This window comes from Chamaesiphon polymorphus CCALA 037 (genome assembly GCF_003003845.1).
Classification (GTDB): Bacteria; Cyanobacteriota; Cyanobacteriia; order Cyanobacteriales; family Chamaesiphonaceae; genus Chamaesiphon; species Chamaesiphon polymorphus.
This window is the reverse complement of the sequence record NZ_PVWO01000066.1, coordinates 1-17,664: the sequence shown is the minus strand read 5'-3', so window position 1 is coordinate 17,664 and position 17,664 is coordinate 1. Positions and strand designations below refer to the sequence as shown.

General features: G+C 44.7%; 18 protein-coding genes and 1 tRNA gene. 8 read left to right on the top strand and 11 right to left on the bottom strand.

Features of this window, described 5'->3' with window-relative positions; all coding sequences use genetic code 11:
- Nucleotides 1-209: 209 nt before the first annotated feature.
- The 6 genes from C7B77_RS07555 to C7B77_RS07530 form a co-directional block, all read right to left on the bottom strand.
- The gene (locus tag C7B77_RS07555) at nucleotides 210-890 is read right to left on the bottom strand and encodes a class I SAM-dependent methyltransferase (RefSeq protein WP_181243748.1); all 681 of its coding nucleotides are present in this window, start codon (nucleotides 888-890) and stop codon (nucleotides 210-212) included.
- A gap of 239 nt (nucleotides 891-1,129) precedes the next feature.
- The gene (locus C7B77_RS07550) at nucleotides 1,130-1,417 is read right to left on the bottom strand and encodes a P-II family nitrogen regulator (protein WP_106302299.1); all 288 of its coding nucleotides are present in this window, start codon (nucleotides 1,415-1,417) and stop codon (nucleotides 1,130-1,132) included.
- A 2-nt stretch (nucleotides 1,418-1,419) separates the two neighbouring features.
- Nucleotides 1,420-2,490, bottom strand: a complete 1,071-nt coding sequence (locus C7B77_RS07545; protein ID WP_106302295.1) for a sodium-dependent bicarbonate transport family permease — start codon at nucleotides 2,488-2,490, stop codon at nucleotides 1,420-1,422.
- A gap of 221 nt (nucleotides 2,491-2,711) precedes the next feature.
- Nucleotides 2,712-4,103, bottom strand: coding sequence for an asparagine--tRNA ligase (asnS, locus tag C7B77_RS07540; RefSeq protein ID WP_106302292.1), 1,392 nt, complete (start codon nucleotides 4,101-4,103; stop codon nucleotides 2,712-2,714).
- Between the two features lie 343 nt (nucleotides 4,104-4,446).
- Complete coding sequence (locus tag C7B77_RS07535) at nucleotides 4,447-4,818, bottom strand: hypothetical protein (protein WP_146138227.1); 372 nt, start codon at nucleotides 4,816-4,818, stop codon at nucleotides 4,447-4,449.
- Nucleotides 4,819-5,124: 306 nt separating this feature from the next.
- Nucleotides 5,125-5,209: transfer RNA gene (locus tag C7B77_RS07530), tRNA-Ser, on the bottom strand.
- A gap of 204 nt (nucleotides 5,210-5,413) precedes the next feature.
- Here C7B77_RS07530 and C7B77_RS31360 point away from each other — a divergent pair.
- From C7B77_RS31360 to C7B77_RS07500, 8 genes are all read left to right on the top strand, one after another.
- Nucleotides 5,414-5,539 (top strand): hypothetical protein, encoded by a 126-nt coding sequence (locus C7B77_RS31360; protein ID WP_281261340.1) that lies wholly within the window; start codon nucleotides 5,414-5,416, stop codon nucleotides 5,537-5,539.
- Nucleotides 5,540-6,259: 720 nt separating this feature from the next.
- A complete protein-coding gene (locus C7B77_RS07525; RefSeq protein ID WP_106302286.1) occupies nucleotides 6,260-6,712 on the top strand; it encodes a PqqD family protein in 453 nt (150 codons plus the stop codon).
- Nucleotides 6,713-6,715: 3 nt separating this feature from the next.
- Complete coding sequence (locus C7B77_RS07520; RefSeq protein WP_106302283.1) at nucleotides 6,716-7,774, top strand: nucleotidyltransferase family protein; 1,059 nt, start codon at nucleotides 6,716-6,718, stop codon at nucleotides 7,772-7,774.
- Between the two features lie 3 nt (nucleotides 7,775-7,777).
- Nucleotides 7,778-8,896: a phosphoenolpyruvate carboxykinase (ATP) gene (locus C7B77_RS07515; protein ID WP_106302280.1), complete on the top strand. Its 1,119-nt coding sequence runs from the start codon at nucleotides 7,778-7,780 to the stop codon at nucleotides 8,894-8,896.
- Nucleotides 8,897-8,915: 19 nt separating this feature from the next.
- Nucleotides 8,916-9,632, top strand: a complete 717-nt coding sequence (locus C7B77_RS07510) for an FkbM family methyltransferase (RefSeq protein WP_106302277.1) — start codon at nucleotides 8,916-8,918, stop codon at nucleotides 9,630-9,632.
- Between the two features lie 39 nt (nucleotides 9,633-9,671).
- On the top strand, nucleotides 9,672-10,967 hold the full coding sequence (locus C7B77_RS29725) for an acyltransferase family protein (protein ID WP_181243747.1): 1,296 nt from the start codon (nucleotides 9,672-9,674) through the stop codon (nucleotides 10,965-10,967).
- Nucleotides 10,904-11,737 carry an SGNH hydrolase domain-containing protein gene (locus tag C7B77_RS29720; protein ID WP_245894106.1) on the top strand — a complete coding sequence of 278 codons (834 nt, stop codon included), beginning with the start codon at nucleotides 10,904-10,906 and terminating at the stop codon, nucleotides 11,735-11,737. Before C7B77_RS29725 ends, C7B77_RS29720 begins: the two co-directional genes overlap by 64 nt.
- 40 nt (nucleotides 11,738-11,777) lie before the next feature.
- Nucleotides 11,778-13,058 carry a DUF1919 domain-containing protein gene (locus tag C7B77_RS07500; protein WP_146138226.1) on the top strand — a complete coding sequence of 427 codons (1,281 nt, stop codon included), beginning with the start codon at nucleotides 11,778-11,780 and terminating at the stop codon, nucleotides 13,056-13,058.
- Between the two features lie 17 nt (nucleotides 13,059-13,075).
- On the opposite strand, the gene C7B77_RS29715 is transcribed toward C7B77_RS07500, so the two are convergent.
- The 5 genes from C7B77_RS29715 to C7B77_RS07480 form a co-directional block, all read right to left on the bottom strand.
- On the bottom strand, nucleotides 13,076-13,234 hold the full coding sequence (locus C7B77_RS29715; protein WP_181243745.1) for a hypothetical protein: 159 nt from the start codon (nucleotides 13,232-13,234) through the stop codon (nucleotides 13,076-13,078).
- A 105-nt stretch (nucleotides 13,235-13,339) separates the two neighbouring features.
- A complete protein-coding gene (locus C7B77_RS07495; RefSeq protein WP_245894105.1) occupies nucleotides 13,340-14,041 on the bottom strand; it encodes a glycosyltransferase family 2 protein in 702 nt (233 codons plus the stop codon).
- Between the two features lie 92 nt (nucleotides 14,042-14,133).
- Nucleotides 14,134-14,883: a glycosyltransferase family 2 protein gene (locus tag C7B77_RS07490; protein ID WP_106302271.1), complete on the bottom strand. Its 750-nt coding sequence runs from the start codon at nucleotides 14,881-14,883 to the stop codon at nucleotides 14,134-14,136.
- Between the two features lie 27 nt (nucleotides 14,884-14,910).
- Nucleotides 14,911-16,299, bottom strand: a complete 1,389-nt coding sequence (locus C7B77_RS07485) for a tetratricopeptide repeat protein (RefSeq protein ID WP_106302268.1) — start codon at nucleotides 16,297-16,299, stop codon at nucleotides 14,911-14,913.
- 17 nt (nucleotides 16,300-16,316) lie between these two features.
- Nucleotides 16,317-17,615 (bottom strand): nucleotidyltransferase domain-containing protein, encoded by a 1,299-nt coding sequence (locus C7B77_RS07480; RefSeq protein WP_219892027.1) that lies wholly within the window; start codon nucleotides 17,613-17,615, stop codon nucleotides 16,317-16,319.
- Nucleotides 17,616-17,664: the final 49 nt, after the last annotated feature.

Genomic DNA, 17,664 nt, shown 5'->3' with positions numbered 1-17,664 from the left:
TTAAAGATCCCAAGCATCCCCATGTTTCTACTGCCAAACTTTTATCTGGCTGCTAAATAACATTTAGACAGGTATCGGTGTTAGGCTTTAGGTATTAGGTGTTAGGTATTATCGATTCATTTTAGATGCACTATAGGTGTTAGGCTTTAGGTATTAGGTGTTAGGTATTATCGATTCATTTTAGATGCACTATCTGTCGTTAATATCATTTAACGAAGTACGCCGATAAAAATTGCCGCAGCAGGTTTGCCTGTCTGCGGATGTAATGGTTCGCGGATTTCGGCGATGGTAAATCCATGGGTAGTGAATAGCTCTACCCATGTTGCCATCGTGCGAAAATACCAAGGAGCCGGATCGGTAAAATCATCGCTAAAACCAGCCCATGACGACGCTCTCCAGCCATCTAGATATGGGAGTTCGCCACAAGCGACAAGTGGATGTAGGGTTTGAACGATAAACATACCCTGCACAGTCAGTAACGATGGGAGCGAGCTAACTAACTCGGTTACCGATTCATTGCCAAATAACGAAAAATTTGCCACTGCAAGATCGAATTTTTCGCCGAGTTTACCCGTTGCAATTTCGGCATAGGAGGCTAACTCAAATCTGCCTATACCCAAAGTTTGCGACTTATTGATGAATGCCGGAACGACATCGACACCCAGTACCTCCATCCCCCGCGCCGTCAATTCTCGCGTCAGCCAGCCTTCACCACAACCAATATCGAGAACTTTGGGTGCGTTGCGACTGACGACGGCATCAACGATCGATCGATCTGTAACTAGTTTACGACTGGCGATTTGTCGTTCTGAGATTGCGACGCTCCAAGCTCTGGCATTTTGGTGCCACGAGTCGATAATTTGTCGCTCTGCGGATAAATCGATCGTCATGCAGGTTAAATTAATTGATAATTGATAATTGATAATTGATAATTACGTTAAAGCATAGGGAAACAAAGGTGTGCATACATCTCTGCGGTTAAAAATATCGATATTTAAGTACTATTAATTTTGGAGATCGAATAGGATTGCTATATGTATCGATCGGCCAAAATCCAAAATCCAAAAATTGTCACTACTCCCACTGACTGGATAGACAGCGGCGAGTAGTGACAGTAACTGAATATCGATTAGTGAGCGATCCACTGGGCATCGGTGATAATAAAAATGCCACCGAGTTTTTTGAGTAGTGGCTGCATCGCGTTCGAGAGCTTTTCAGCCATTTCTAAATCGGTAAAAATAATCATGATGTAACTATTGGTGATCAAATCGTCACCAGAATAGCCATGTTCGCCACTACCGGAAACATTATTAATGACAGTATAACCTTGGATTGAATTCTTTTTCAGAATCTTCAGCACGGCAGGTACTTCCAAATAACTGACAATAATTTCAACTTTTTTGACAGCCTGAAGCATGGTTAAACTCCCAATAATTTAATAGTTTGTAGATAAAGCGGAATTCCAACAATGATATTGAACGGAAAGGTAATGGCTAAAGCCATCGATACATACAAACTGGGATTTGCTTCGGGGACTGTCATCCGCATGGCTGCGGGTACGGCAATATAGGAAGCACTAGCGCACAATACGGCAAATAATAGCGCGTTACCTACACCCATACCAACTGCTTTAGCGAGGAGGATGCCTATCAAAGCATTAGCAACTGGCATGAGAATCGCAAAACTAATTAAGAACATCCCAGTTTTTTTCAGATCTTGAATCCTACGCGCAGCCACTAATCCCATATCTAGCAAGAAAAACATTAGCGCGCCATAAAAGAGATCTTTCTCGACAAATAAATGCACTTTTGTCCAACCATCACCACCAGTGAGCACTCCCGTGACGAGGCTACCAATTAATAGTAAAACCGAGCCATTCAAAAAAGCTTCTCTTAAGACTTCACCCCAAGAAGTTTCTTGGTTATCGGCGTCATCGTTATTATTTTGGTTAGCGACTTCATCCTTATGATGTTGGCTATCGACTTTATCTTTGTGATGCTTGTCATCAATAGAAATATCCAGTACTTTGGGAGTAAATAACCGTACTAAAATCAAACCTACCACGATCGCGGGTGATTCCATTAGTGCTAAAGCGGCTACCATATGACCGCCATAGGGAATCTCAATCTTGTCGAGCAGGGAACTAGCGGTAATAAATGTGACGGCACTAATCGAACCATAAGTAGCCGCAATTGCCGCAGCATTATAATTATCTAATTTAACCCGCAAAATAAAGAAAGAATAGACAGGCACGATCGATGCCATAAATACTGCTGCGAGCAAGGTGCTGATAATCATCGGACTCAAACCGCTCTCAAATAGTTCGTGTCCGCCTTTAAAGCCGATGGCGACTAGTAGATAGAGCGAAAAAAGTTTGGGTAGGGGATTGGGAATTTCTAAATCGGACTGCACAAAAACCGCCAGCATTCCCAAGAAAAAGAACAACACTGGCGGATTTAAGATATTAGACAGAATTAAATTGCTATCCATCGGATCTTCAAAATTTATTTATCAACGTCTGTTCATTATCCGGCTGTTGGTGATAACAAGTCAGCAATTGTTTCAATTTGTCAACACCGATGGATGGGTGGATAGGTGGATGGGTAGATGGGTGGATGGGTAGATGGGTAGATGGGTGGATGGGTAGATGGGTGGATGGGTAGCAGCTTAAAAAGCTTGTTCGACTATCAACTATCAACTATCAACTAATTTTAAAACTCGACAGTTAAGGGTGCGCGGGGGAAGGGAATGACATCGCGGATATTGGTCATTCCGGTCATAAATTGTACCAATCGCTCGAATCCTAACCCAAAGCCAGCATGAGGTACAGTCCCATAACGGCGCAGATCTAGATACCACCAGTAGTCGGCGGGGTTGAGTCCTTGCGCGAGCAGTCGGCGTTCGAGGACGTCGAGGCGTTCTTCGCGCTGGGAGCCGCCGATGATTTCGCCGATTTTGGGAGCGAGAATATCCATGGCGGCGACGGTTTTGCCATCGTCATTGAGCCGCATGTAGAAAGCTTTGATTTCGACGGGATAATCGGTGAGGATGACGGGCTTTTTAAAAACTTCTTCGGCTAAATAGCGTTCGTGTTCGGATTGAAGATCGAGTCCCCAACTGACAGGATATTCAAACTTTTGTCCCGATTTTTCGAGTAAATCGATCGCGTTAGTATATGTGAGGCGTTCAAATTGATTGTTAATAATATTCTCCGCCGTTGCTAAGACCGATTTATCGATCCGCTCGTTGAAAAATTCCATGTCTGCTTGACAATTTTCCATTACATATTTAAATACATACTGGAGAAATGTTTCGGCCAGATCCATATCCTCACGGAGATCGCAAAAGGCCATTTCTGGCTCGATCATCCAAAACTCAGCTAAGTGCCGCGACGTGTTAGAATTCTCGGCCCGAAATGTCGGCCCAAACGTGTAAACATTACTAAATGCCATTGCCATCACTTCGGCTTCCAATTGGCCGCTGACGGTCAAATATGCCGCCTTTCCGAAGAAATCTTGAGTGTAATCGATCTGGCTGTCGGGAGTTAGCGGAACTTTTTTGAGATTGAGGGTGGTGACATTGAACATTTCCCCCGCACCTTCGCAGTCGCTGGCACTAATAATCGGCGTGTGTACCCACAAGAAGCCACGTTCTTGGAAAAATTGATGGATGGCAGCGGCGCAAGCATTACGCACCCGAAATACCGCGCTGAGAGTATTGGTACGCGATCGCAAGTGGCCGATTTCGCGCAAAAATTCAAAGGAGTGACGCTTTTTCTGTAACGGATAAGTTTCGGGATCTGCTTCGCCGTAAATTTTGACTTGACTGGCTTTGACTTCTACGCGCTGTCCTTTAGCGGGTGACTCTACCAATTCGCCGATGACTTCGATCGAAGCTCCAGTATTAATTTGTTTGACAATGGTGTCATAGTCGGGGACATTGCGATCGACTACTACCTGAATATTTGCCATGCAGGAGCCATCGTTGATATCGACAAAGGCAAATTCTTTGGCTTCGCGTTTACTCCGAATCCAGCCGCGCACGGTAACGGCATCTCCAGGATTACCTCCACGGAGGATTGTAGCAATATAGTTAGTAATCATCTTTAGTCAGGCTAGTAAATCGACGTATGGCAAATCCCACACTATCTAGTCTGCCATATTCAACCTGCTAAAGGGTTACCACTGCCTTTACGACTAGCTTCGTGCAGACTTTAAAGCCCAAATCGATCGAGCTACCAAGTCTAATCAAAATTGGAAAGGGGTGCTGACAATTGAATGTCAGCACCCCTACTTATCTAGCTTATTGACGATCCATCCTTTACTTAGCCCAAATTACTAGTTATTGCTTGTTGGCGAACGTCTCATCACCTAAAGCCTAAAGCCTAAAGCCTAAAGCCTAAAGCCTAAAGCCTAATCCCCCCAATTGAATAACTAGCAACTGGGATTACCTACATACAACCGTGGTGGTAACTCCCGCACGATCGATCCGATCGGAATTGCTACATTCCGAACCATGTTTGTAAATTTTGATGGTAATTGGCTCCTGGTTCGCTGTCGAACCATTTGCCGAAATTGTCATATTTTTACCAGTACTAAAATTAATCGTTAGTGGGAGTTTACCTACCGCCTGTTGGTTGGTGCTAATCCGAGAGCGACCATTCTGGGTCATAGTATAACTACCCCACAATGTAGTCCCAGCCTTACCACTATATTCAACTCGATAATCCACTCGATCGCTAAACGGATTGCCAAATGTCCGAACCCCTAACAAACCCACACCAGTCACTAACGACCACAATACGTAAACGCTTTTCACAGCTTTGCTAACCCAATGCTACACAAAATTAATATACCCAGTAAATTGACACGAAAGATGTCCAAAATACTTAAATAATTATGTGCTTTATGAGTCCCGTTCGATCGCGATCTACAATTGAGGGCTGTATCTAGGCTAAATCGCTCAAATAATTGGCGATCTCACCCCCATAGCAAGCCCCTTTTCTGGCACGCCCCAAATCCGGATCGTATCGATATCCCGTTAGGGGATGCTGAAAAATGCTAGATGACGATCTTGATATCGGTCAATCTCTGACGATCGACTTAACCTCTGAAATTATCGCAACGGAAAGGGTGAGATTCGAACTCACGGAAACTTGCGCTTCATCCGATTTCAAGTCGGACGCAATCGACCACTCTGCCACCTTTCCAAGTGTAGGTAATCCATATTAACACGATTTTCTACTCGATCGAAACCAGCACGCGCGCAAAATTTCGAGTTACGAGCCTTTTTAGTCGCAATGGCTAGCTGAGGGAGATCGCGATCGGTAGCCGTCAAACATTACCAGCGCAACAATTTTGACGGTTACCGCTGCCAAGAGCGACTTTACTCAAACGGGAGCAGCTCGGTAGTTGTGGGATCTGAAGTTAGCTCCACTGGCGAACGGGTGTTGGGTGTTTCGGGAAATAGTAACTTAGCAATTGGGTATTTCTGGCAAAGAGTTTGCCAATCCATGATTTTGGTGACGGCGACGATCTAATGACTGTTTGAGCATCTTTAAAGTATATTTATTGCCTAGTTCTATTTGATTAGTGATATTGCGATCGTGGCGGCGATAAAATAAAACTGTGGTGGGACAAGTAGAGATCGCCGTTATAGACGGGAACGATAACACTAATTAATGAATTCATTTTCGATGAGAATTAATGTGTGGTTTTCGCGATCGACGATCGGAAGATCGTTATTTAGTTGTAGAGTATGCAGCCAGCGCGTCAGTAATACCAGAAATTTATATTATCTTCATCTATTAATCCGATCGATAGGGGTAAAGGGGAAAGGGATCGATTACCTCTGGATGCGGCTACGCCAACGACAAGTATTTTGGTATGCCCCGATACTATTTACTGCAAAATGTCAGGAGAGTCAAATTAACGAAGCTAATGTTATTGTAAGTATATTTTATTACTTATTCTTGAAACTGAATCGATATTCAAGTGGCTTTTTGCCTCCGTACCAACCAAATGAATGTTCTTTTGTTTACCAAATTTACATGTAAAAAGCGATCGTGGCTAAAATTTTGCCGATGGCGATCGGCAGTTTAGATCGCTTGAGATCGGCTTGTTAAGCCAAAATAAATCTCATATTTAGCAGGTCGATCGAGCTTAAAAATTCTAAATATTTAATAAATATTAAGAGTAAGTCAAAATTCGATCGAGGGAGTAGAATAAATTGTCTCTCAAGGAACGATGAGGTAATTTTGATGGAGAATGGCACAGTGTTTCGGGTTAATAGTCCTCAAGTCGTGAGTGAAACGATCGATGGAGAAGTGGTGATTGTCAATCTCGATAAAGGTATTTATTACAGCTTGTTAAAGACAGGCGCAGATGTGTGGAGTCGGATCGAACGTCAACTCGATCGACAAGAACTAGTGCGAGAAGTAGTGCGATCGTATGATGGTAGCGTCGAAGAGATCGAGATCGCCATCGATGAATTTATCGCCAATTTACTGGCAGAAGAATTAATCGTCATCGATCCGCAGCCACGAGCAGCTAGCACAGAAAATAGTCCAGAAATATTGGAAACATCAGGTAGCAAGCCGCACTTTGAGAAACCACTGGTAGAGAAATTCACTGATATGGAAGATCTGTTGCTGCTCGATCCCATTCATGAAGTAGATGTAGACGCAGGATGGCCGACTGCGAAAGCTGCATAAATTATGACGATCGATTTCTGGCCTCATTTTAATGGGTATCGACTAGCTCCCGATCGCCAGCTTTTGCTCCAGGCAGCACTCGGCAATGGCTCAACCGCGCTGAGTGCTTGGGAACGGTGGCAGTCTTCAGTAGATATCGAGGTTTTAGATAGTGACTCTTATCTGCTATTGCCGCGACTATATCAAAATTTATTGGCGCATGGGGTCGAGCATCCGCAAATGGCAAGGCTTAAGGGTATCTATCGCCGGAATTGGTGTGCCAATCGATTGCAAATCGCAGATCTCGATCGTCTGTTATCGGATTTAAAAGATATTGGGATCGAGGCAATCGTGCTGGGGGAAGCGGCTCGGTCTTCAGATGAAAATTATCGCCAAATCTCTAGTTTTCATCTGCTGGTAAGGGAGCGCGATTTAGAGAGTGCGATTCAACATTTAACTGCCCTCAATTGGCATAGTTGCGGCGATCGATCTCCCACCGCCATCCACCTTCAAGACGATCGCCAGCACTCGTTATATTTGCAGGGGCGGCTGTTTTGGGCAATTCCCCAAGCACATACCGACGAGCTGGTGTGGCAGTATGCAACACCGCGCGCGGGCGATGTTGCGGGTTGGCAGCTTAGTGCGCCGGATCTATTGCTACATCTGTGCGCCCGCATGTTCTATCGGCACGCCGAGCCACAACTAGCAGATCTGGCAACGGCGATGCTGTTAATGAAGCCAAGTAGCGATCTCGATTGGCTGCGATCGATCGCTCAAGCACAGCGATATCAACTGATTTTACCAGTCAGAAATACGATCGGGTTATTAGAGCAAGTGTTGCAGATTTCACCGCCGGAATGGGTGTTACCCGCGCTGTGGCAAATGCCGATCTCACAGTTGGAATGGCTGAATTGTCGGGTGCTAGCCGGAGATCGGCAAAGTTGGCGACGATCGCAATTGGCATTCGCTAGCGCAAGTTTAAACCAGTTAGTCGCCCCAGTTCGCCAGTTGCGGTACCGTCCCTTTCCTGGCAGACAAATCTTAAAAAATCTGTTGAAACCGACAACATCAGCACTTGAATAGTTAATGTCATCTAATCTAATTTTATCATTGCCGTCTGACTTAAATATGTCGATCGCCGAAGCCGATCGAGTGGCGTTTTTTCAACTCGTCTATCGAGGGTTCGAGCGGGCGATGGAGTCTGCGGGTAGTGTTGACAGGTTTTATACGATCGGCTGCTATACCTTGCGGTTGCGGTTTGCCGGAGCGGGTTTAATGCCCCAACTCGCACCTGCTTTAGCCCATTTGGAGGTCGAGCCAACAACCAATCCCGATCTGACAGTTTGCCTGTGGGATAATGCTTCGACTCAAACTAAATTGCCGCTGTTAATTCAGAGCTTTGTCGAGCTGATTCAGATCCACTGGACGGATTATCTCGGCCCCCGCAAGGAGGTTAAAGCTTATGATGGCGATCGGATTCGCACTAATTTTCATATCGGGCCGAATATTCTCAGTGTCCTCGATCTCCAGCAAAATCTCGCCTGTTATTGGATCGATGATGCTCGAAATATTCCCTACTGGGAAAAGGGTTCGCCCCTACAAACGATTTTAAACTGGTGGACTACCGATCGCCAGCATCAATACGTCCACGCTGGGGCAGTCGGAACGCCCGCAGGCGGAGTGCTGCTAGCAGGTAAAGGGGGATCGGGGAAATCCTCGACAGCACTGGCTTGCATTGCTAGTAACCTCGTCTACGCTAGCGATGATTATTGTCTGGTAACGACCGATCCGCAGCCCTATGTTTACAGTTTGTACAATACGGCCAAACTCAAAGGGCAAGCCGATTTAGATCGATTCCCCAATTTAGCTCCGCTAGTCGATAATGTCGATCGAGTCGGGTTAGAAAAAGCGATGTTGTTTCTGCACCAACATCATCCTGACAAGATCGCGCGCGGCTTTCCGATTAAAGCTGTACTCATTCCGCAAGTAACTGGCAAACCAGACACCCACATCAGTCCGGCAACCGCAGGTGCCGCATTGAGAGCGTTAGCACCCAGCACGATTTTTCAATTGTCAGGAAGCGGGCAAACCGCCTTTGGGATGATGTCGAGTTTGGTCAAACAGGTGCCCTGTTATGTCTTGGAACTTGGGACAGATATGGTGCAAATTCCGATCGCGATCGAGCATTTACTCTCACAACTTTGAAATTGTTCGGGATCGACTCATGGGATATCTACGTAGAAAAATTATCGATCGAGTGGCTCGCTTCATACCAGCATTGCTGCCTGCCTCCCGGCAATATTACAACGAAACCAATAACGATCGCTGGATTGTCGAATATATTTTTCCTGGCAAACGCAATGGGTATTTTTTAGAAGCTGGAGCGGCAAATGGTAAAGAATGCAGTAGCTGTTATATCCTCGAACGAGAGCTGGGCTGGACGGGAATTTGTGTCGAACCCAGCGATTACTTTTTCGATACGTTAGTTATCAACCGTCCCCAGAGTATTTGCAAACGAGTTTGTTTATCAGATCGCGCTGGAACTGTGACTTATATCGAAGGTAGTGACGAGACTATCAGCCCCTATTTGAGTGGAATTAAATCAAATCTAGAAACTGTAAAATCTCAAGGTAAAGAAGTCGTGCAAAAGGGTAGTGCGGTTGAGAAACCAGCAGTAACTTTAGGGGAATTACTAGATAAATGCAATGCGCCTAAAATAATTGATTATGCTGCTTTTGATATTGAAGGTAGTGAATTAGATGTGTTATCGGTTTTTCCATTCGATCGATATATCTTTCTGGCTTTGAGTTTGGAATGCGATCGCTCTATTCGCGCGCTGATGACTGAATTATTAACCTCAAAAGGTTATCACCCGTCCCACAACCCATTCAATCGCGACAAACCGTGGGAAATGTATTGGCTACATGAGAGTGTTTGCTAATGCGATTCTAGACCCACATCGATCCCAACTTGACGATAAATGATCTCTACAACTCCAGCCTATAAATCTGCCTATAGACCAGAAATCGATGGGATTAGAGCGTTTGCCGTAATTGCCGTCATCATCAACCACTTCAACCACAATCTTCTACCCAGCGGCTATTTAGGCGTAGATATCTTTTTCGTTATCTCTGGATTTGTCATTACTTCGTCGTTAGCAGGTCGTCCTAGCAAGAACATTCGCGACTTTCTGGTAAGTTTTTATGCCAGACGTGTCAAACGATTGGTGCCAGCACTGGTAATGTTTGTAGTTCTTACCAGTATTGCAATTTGCTTTTTTAATCCCAGTCCGGGTGTTGCCATAATGACCGGGATTGCCGCTCTATTTGGCTGCTCCAATCTCTATCTACTCAATCAGTCCACAAATTATTTTGCTGACTCCACCCAACTAAATGTATTCGCGCACACTTGGTCTTTGGGTGTAGAAGAACAGTTCTACTTCCTGTTTCCACTGCTGGTGTGGTTGACTGGTTTTGGTCGTCAGACTAGCAAAGGAGCCAGAAATCTGTTGTGGGTGACAGGGGTATTATCGATCGCGTCGGCGATCGCTTTTGTCTACATTTATCGCACTAACCAATCTGCGGCTTATTTTTTGATGCCGACTCGGTTTTGGGAAATGGGTGCTGGCTGTTTGCTGTTTCTCGGTTTGAAGCATCCCAGTGGAGTGCTGGCTTGGGTGGAGGGCATTCCCCCCTTACTAGTAACTGTTGGCATTGTTGGAGTTTTATTTGTCCCGCTCCAATTTGCCTTGAAAGCGACCATTGCGGTTGTGCTGTTAACCGCAGTTTTAATTGCTTGTCTGCGGATTGGAACTGCCGGATCTGCACTATTTAGCCAGCCGCTAGTTGTGTATATCGGTTCGATCTCGTACTCGCTGTATCTCTGGCACTGGGGCGTTCTGGCTCTGAGCCGCTGGACGATTGGCATTCACTGGTGGTCTGCCCCATTTCAGGTCGCCTTAATGCTATTGCTGGCGGTATGTTCGGCTCGGTATGTAGAGATACCTTTGCGTCGTCATGACTGGTCTGTCGTGCGATGGCGGACGATTGGTTATGGGCTGGGTGCTGCTACAACTGCATCGGGACTCCTACTGCTACTATCTAATCGACTGGGTAACCGCATATTCTTAGGTAATAGGCACTCTTCAGAAACTGAGAGTTTTAAGATCCGAGATGTTCAGCTTTATGATTGTTCGTTTTCCAGGGCAAAGGAATGTCTGTCTCGGCTAACAACATTGCCAAATCGAGATGTTCTTTCCCCCAGGGCGAGCGGGTGAGCGGGCAGCAGCGTATTTGGTATGTGGGGAATAGTCATGCTCTACATTTGTCGGGGTTAATTGACAAAATGAAGTCCAGAGGAGATTTTCAGCAAACAATTATCACCACCGCTCAAATGACTGTTCCACCAATGCCAATAGCAGTATACGATTGGTTGCCAAAGAACGATTGGAAGCAAAAAGATCTGCTCAACCAAGAGCGGACGATCGAATATGTCCTGGCAAATGCGATCTCGGGAGATATTATTGTTGTGGGTAACGATCTAGGGAATGTCTTTGGTTGGTCTCCAGATCGGTGGCAACAGCAAAGATCTCGAAATCTTCGGTTCTTACCTAAATGGGTCGAAGATTTTAATAAATTCATTAAGACCGCTAATGGCAGAGGCGCAAGTGTGGTGGCAATTCTGCCAGTGCCGAGATTTCAGTATATGCCAGAGAGCTTCACTACTGAAAATTGCTACAAACAATGGTTTCGACCATTTTTAGCTAAGGAATGCTATCTTGTGGCAGATCGGGTCAAACTCAGAGAAGGGTTAACCGAGATAACTGATGCACTTAAAACATTATCCAAGTCAAACAGTAACTTTTATCTGTTCGATCCATTCGATCGATTGTGCCCCAAAGAACTCAAAAATTGCTCGACCGTACTAGGTGAAAAGGTGATTTTTCGGGACAATCATCACATTAATAATTATGGAGGCGAACTCTTGCTTAATGACTTTTATGATTTGCTGCTTCGCTATAACTTGCTGAAGAGTCACAGCAGCTAACGATCGAGGTAAAAAACTAGCAAATCATTAACATTTAAACATGAAGATCGTGGAAAATTTGCCGTTAGTAAGTGTTGTCATTCCTATTTATAACCGCGAAAACTATCTAGCGGCGGCTTTGGATAGTGTCTTTGCGCAAACTTATCGCCCGATCGAAGTCATCGCTGTCGATGATGGTTCGACCGATCGAAGTGGCGATATCGTGAGATCTTATCCAGAAGTACGTTATTTTTATCAATCAAATCAAGGCGTATCTGTCGCTCGGAATACGGGAATTGCTGCTGCGCAGGGCGAATTCATTGCTTTTTTAGATGCTGACGATCTCTGGAAACCAGACAAACTTAGCATTCAAATTGCCTATATGCTAGCGCATCCCAATTTAAGCTTTACTGGCACCAAAGCTCTGAATTTCTTGGAACCAGACACTCAAGTTCCCCCCTGGTTCGATCCCGATCGCGATCTTGGCGATCCCAGAGTCATCATCCCCAGTACGCTAGTAGTGCGCCAAAGTGCATTCGATCGAATTGGCAATTTCGCACCCGCTTATCGCGCTACTGAAGATATCGAGTGGCTATGGCGAGCCAAAGATGCCAAATTAGAAAGCTTGACTCTTCCCGTAGAATTGACACTCAGACGTTTTCATGGGACTAATTTATCCTGGGAAATGGCATCAACAGAAAAAGCGCGGTTATTCAAAATTGTCAGAGAATCGATCGCCCGTCAGAGTTTAAAAGATTTAAAGTTTAGTATTATCTCTAATGACTGTTGGGGTGGGGCTGTTTATCAATATTTTGGGATTCAATATCAAACTCCATTTATTGGTACGAGAATTATGGGTCAATGCTACTTAAAATTATTGAAAAATCTCAGAGGATATTTAGAGTCGCCGCTAGAGTTTTCGAGCTGCTCTCGCTATGAGTCTGTCAATCTAGAGTTAAAAGAACGTTACTTTCCGATCGGTGTATTAAAAGGCGATGTGGAAATCCATTTTTATCATGAAGCAGATTCGGATAAAGCAGCATCTAACTGGAATAGACGCTTGGAGCGAATTCACTGGGATCGACTGTTTGTCAAATTCTCTGATTTCTTTCAGGAAGATTTTAGTAAATCGTTACAAGATTTTGAATCTCTAGATTTCGATCGAAAGATCTGTTTTACATCGAAGCAATATGCGGGTTTTCCATCGGCATTTTTCGTTCCCAGTTTTCAGAAGGATGCCTATAAAAAATTTTTTGATGCCAACCAGTATTTTGATGTGATGGCGTGGTTGAAGAAGAAGCATGGCAGCGATCTTCAGGATTATCGAATTCAAAGTGACTGAGTTCGATTCGATAATCCCTAGTACCGAGCGGCGTAAATCCTAGTACTATTTCGGCAAGAGTTGGGAGTTGGGAGTTGGGAGTTGGGAGTTGGGAGTTGGGAGTTGGGAGTTGGGAGTTGGGAGTTGGGAGTTGCGGCTCGCGCTCGGCGGGTTTCCCGCCGAAAGAAGCGAGACAAGACAGGGAGTTGAGAGTTGAGATAGAGTATCGGCAATGGTTGCTTTACTTATGCCATCGAGTACTAGGATCGAGATTGGAACGAGGCTTAAATAAATGCAGTATGTCAGGATGTGACGATTGCCAATTGTTGGGCGCGTTGGCGATCTAGCTTGGCTTTGAGTAAGTGTAAACGTTCGCTGGCATGGTGGCGTTGAGTGGTGCCGTTATTAGTTTCATGCAGTCGTCGGTGAAAAACCACATCAGGCAGCGCGATCTGTCGGAGCTGTCGTTCGATCGCGCAGATATACCAACTCACATCAGGCGTAATTTTGAGATCGGGATCGAATAGTCCAATTCGCAGCAGAGCCGAGCGTTCGATCGTCATTGCCGTGGCAGTATGGGCGAGCATCGGTCGATCTGGGCAGAGCATCCGCGCTCGTAAGCTGTCGTCAAGTTCTGGACTATAAAACTGTTGGGCATAGCCAAATACGGCTTCTAGACTCGGATCGGCATCGAAAGCCGCCATTTGTTTGGCAGTTTTGTCCGCTACCCAAATATCGTCAGAGTCGAGAAAGGCCAGAAATCGACCAGTTGACAAGGCAATTCCTGCATTTCTGGCGGCACTCATGCCAGCATTTGGTTGGTAGTGGTAGCGAACAGGATAACTACAGGCAATTTCGGCACTGCGATCGCTCGAACCATCATCGACCACAATTAGTTCGATGGCTGGATAGGTTTGAGCCAAGACACTTTCGATCGCTTCAGCTAAGTAGCGTTCGCGATTATAGACTGGAATAATTACACTAACTAAGGGGAAATTGGACATCACGATCGGGGTAATTACTTGGATAAATTAGCGAGCAGTGAACGATCGATAAATATTTATCGATCGCGCGGACTTGGCAGTACTTTTTATTGCTAACTTTTGCCTCGAAAATATCTAATAAAATTGATAATGTGAAGCTTTACATGCATTCTGTGGAAAAAATCTTCTACCGACCAGCTTTTGACAATTTTTTTTAGATCTGGATCGTGAACGCTCGGAGGTATTGGTAAACCTGCATTGAGATAATGGAGTCCATAGTGAGACTCAAAGTAAACAGTCTGCTTATCAGTCCATCCATATCGTAAGTTATTATTTTTAACTAGAAAGAACAAGATTCGATCGCACATAGGCGAGGTATATTTAGGCATCATCGCCCACATCGGCAACAAAAAAGCCGCCGAAGCAAAGATCGTAAAACAACTAGTATCAGCATGAGAATTTTGAGTATCTTCTAGATCTTCATGTGGCAAAACACAGCCATCTAACGAGACGATAAATCGTCGAGCAAAGACAACATCATAATTTTCTTGCTGTTGCACTTTTAATACTAATTCAATATGCTGCGGATCGAACCAATTGTCTGCATCTAGAAAAGCAATAGCATCAAACCCTTGATTTAATGCAGATATAGCACCAACAGTTCTGGGTGTATTGCCATTATCTTGATGCGACTTCGACAGTTTGATATGTTCGCAATTCCACTCATCGAGTTCGGGATTAGGAAAACCATCAGAGACTAGAAAGTGTGTCGAACGATAGTTTTGATTTAAAACACTCTGATGACAGCGATCGAGCTTCTCGATCGATTCTTGGAAATAAGGTGTAACGATCGCAACTTTCATACAATTATTTACAAATAAAAATCCGATCTAGATCGATCGATAAACTTCGCTGTTACAAAAGCTGTCTAGAAAATAATCTGCTGATAGTTTCTGTCGAGTTTCGCAAGATTTTAGGTACTCATGTGTTTCTAAAATCAGCACAGTATCCAAGGCTTTTGCGGCTGCTTCTGCCAATGTGTTGAAATACATCGGGTAATCTTCACCCAGATATTCTTTGACCGCAGGTAGCGGATTTACGAGTAGTGGCGTTGCCCGAGCAATACATTCGATAATGGCATTGTTCGCACTAGCATCATACAAGTCTACAAAAGCAATATTCATCGACAACAAACGATCGTACTCATCATCATCAAGATGTGGTATTGTCGCCGTATTTGCTAAATAAGCTTCATCAATTTCGATTTTATCGATGCTTGCTTCTAATTCCATAAGTTGTGAAAACATTGCTTCTGCTACATCAAACAAAAACCCTAATCTGATTTTTTCATAGCCGAGGGCATTATTTTGAGCCAGTGGTAATTGATAAATTGAGTGCAATTTCCGCAACCACCAGCCAATCTGTACGACTTTTTTCTGGGGATTAGCCAGAAATGCTGAAAAATCAAATTGTCGATCGGGAATTTCGGTAGGATGGGTTAATACTGAAACAGGTTTGCCAGTTTTTGCTCTAAGCCAATCCGCAGCATATTCAGAAAGTGCAAACAAGCCTACACATTGCGGTAAACTAGCCTGCCACGTTGTCTCTGCCAATAGCTGTTGCGGCGATTGGAAAGGCATAAACCAGCTCGGCATCGATGGGGGATTATGCAAAAATCCAACCCAAGGTTGTCGATAGGGAATCATCCCCGTTTCTGCTGGTGTTGCCAAAATCTCAAAGACGCCATCTGCTTGCATTTTTGCTAATATTCGAGCCGATCTCTCTTGTTCTCGATCGCGATGATAGACAAATTGATTTTCTAAAAAGCCATCAAACAAAATACCTTGAGGATTATGTAAACAGCTCAGTGCTTGGATAGCAAAGTTCCATCCACTGCGATGGTATTCAAATACTCTTTGTTTGCCAAAATCGATTTTGCCAGTGGAGTTTCCAGTTGATGGTTCGATCGGAAATGAAACATGTTCCGATTTAACCCTCAGTTTCGACAAACCCAGGCATTGATAATAGAAAGAAAGATCTGTGGTCTCAAAATCGATGGCTAAGGCGCGATCGTAATACTCTACTGCCTCGTTGATGCGGGATTGTCTGAGCAGCAAATTTCCTAACTGCTGGTAGACAGGTAGGTAGTCAGGTTTGAGTCGTAATGTCTCCTGATAACGCTTAAAGGCATTATCAAAATCGCCCCGCAGTTGCCAAGCATTGGCTAACTTAAATTGAATTAAGGCTGGGTCGTTGTCGAGATTTAATAATTGTGCCACGATCGTTTTCCTCGGTACTAAAGTTGCTGCTCGATGGTGACTGATTTATCTACAGGTGAAAATTTCAGTAGCAATCGGATCGGGCGAATGAGATAATAGAGAAAAAATAATGCCTTTGGTAGTGGGTAAAATTCACGGTCTCGATCGTTGGGCACAATCAGATGTTTTAGTAAGGATAAGAGCCACTTCAGTCCGATCGGTAAAAAGTGCAGGGTGATAAATAGTCCATCCCACCAGCGATCGAGCGTGTGGAATCGAGCGTTATATTCCCACCACCACATTGGTTGGAACATCGAAAAACAGCGATCCTCTGCAAATTGCCACTCTGACATGTGTGGGTCGCAATCGAATTGCGTTTGAATTTCTAGAGGTAATTGAATATGTAATAACCGATGGGTTTGGTACAGTCCCAGCAGAAATAATCGCTGACAGCGTAAGGCGGAGGCTATTTCCAGTGCTGAATGCCAATCGATTTCGGTAGAATGCCTGTGGATAATTTGGGCAGCATCGCACACCTGTTTGAACGATCGCTTCCAAGGTTCTTTAGCAACATTCAGACATTGAATTACTAAAGTTGCTTCTAACGAAAAAGTCTGAATCGATCGACCCATCAGATCGACCCGCGCGAGATTTTCCCACAATAGATCGAACCCGTCGCTTTTCCACAATATTCTGGGCGGAATACCCCAATGCAAATCGATACTGCGCTCTGGATTGCTATGCAGTAACGACGGTTGAAATTGCCGACCGAACATCGTGGCTTCGGCATTGCGATTGGATAAAGAAATTTGCAAATAGCGATCGAATCCTTCCATTTCGTCGGCAGAATCCAAGTAGGGAGACAGATAGCCATGGCTCATTAACACCGCTTTCGCCTGCCAAAAGTCTCGCTGTCGGACAAAAATATCCAGATCGTTAAATTGGCGCAGCGCGATATTACCATAGGCAAATGCTGCCAAAACTGACCCTTTAAAAGCGATCGCTTCAATATTGGCTTTGTCGAGTCCATCGAGGATCTTCAGCAATTCCTTGGTTTGAGACAAGTTATTGAGTCCATTCATGCGGTGGAGATGTTGCAGTTGCATCATTACCGAGTGCTGTACTAGTGGAGGCGCATTATCGGTACCTTCAATCGTGCCAATCGCTTTGAGACTCTCATACAACAGCGGCATCACCCCTTGGGCGATAGCTGTTTGGACTAGGCAATCCCAGTTCAGAACGGGTGTCAGTAAATTAGTTACCTCACTAGCCGTAATAGTCCCAAGCTGAAACCGGATACAAGCAAGTAAAACTGTTAAATCGGGGGGTAAAGACATGATGGTGTTTGTTTCGGGAGTCGGGGGTTAGGAGTCGGAGGTTGGGAGT

Excerpts from the sequence above, each read along its gene's own strand:
- C7B77_RS07495 (WP_245894105.1), bottom strand. The coding sequence starts at position 14,041 with ATGTCCAATTTCCCCTTAGTTAGTGTAATTATTCCAGTCTATAATCGC.
- C7B77_RS07510 (WP_106302277.1), top strand. The coding sequence starts at position 8,916 with ATGGGATATCTACGTAGAAAAATTATCGATCGAGTGGCTCGCTTCATA.
- C7B77_RS07550 (WP_106302299.1), bottom strand. The coding sequence starts at position 1,417 with ATGCTTCAGGCTGTCAAAAAAGTTGAAATTATTGTCAGTTATTTGGAA.
- C7B77_RS07525 (WP_106302286.1), top strand. The coding sequence starts at position 6,260 with ATGGAGAATGGCACAGTGTTTCGGGTTAATAGTCCTCAAGTCGTGAGT.
- C7B77_RS07555 (WP_181243748.1), bottom strand. The coding sequence starts at position 890 with ATGACGATCGATTTATCCGCAGAGCGACAAATTATCGACTCGTGGCAC.
- C7B77_RS07515 (WP_106302280.1), top strand. The coding sequence starts at position 7,778 with ATGTCATCTAATCTAATTTTATCATTGCCGTCTGACTTAAATATGTCG.
- C7B77_RS07490 (WP_106302271.1), bottom strand. The coding sequence starts at position 14,883 with ATGAAAGTTGCGATCGTTACACCTTATTTCCAAGAATCGATCGAGAAG.
- asnS (WP_106302292.1), bottom strand. The coding sequence starts at position 4,103 with ATGATTACTAACTATATTGCTACAATCCTCCGTGGAGGTAATCCTGGA.
- C7B77_RS07480 (WP_219892027.1), bottom strand. The coding sequence starts at position 17,615 with ATGTCTTTACCCCCCGATTTAACAGTTTTACTTGCTTGTATCCGGTTT.
- C7B77_RS07500 (WP_146138226.1), top strand. The coding sequence starts at position 11,778 with ATGAAGATCGTGGAAAATTTGCCGTTAGTAAGTGTTGTCATTCCTATT.
- C7B77_RS07520 (WP_106302283.1), top strand. The coding sequence starts at position 6,716 with ATGACGATCGATTTCTGGCCTCATTTTAATGGGTATCGACTAGCTCCC.
- C7B77_RS29720 (WP_245894106.1), top strand. The coding sequence starts at position 10,904 with ATGTCTGTCTCGGCTAACAACATTGCCAAATCGAGATGTTCTTTCCCC.
- C7B77_RS07545 (WP_106302295.1), bottom strand. The coding sequence starts at position 2,490 with ATGGATAGCAATTTAATTCTGTCTAATATCTTAAATCCGCCAGTGTTG.
- C7B77_RS29725 (WP_181243747.1), top strand. The coding sequence starts at position 9,672 with ATGATCTCTACAACTCCAGCCTATAAATCTGCCTATAGACCAGAAATC.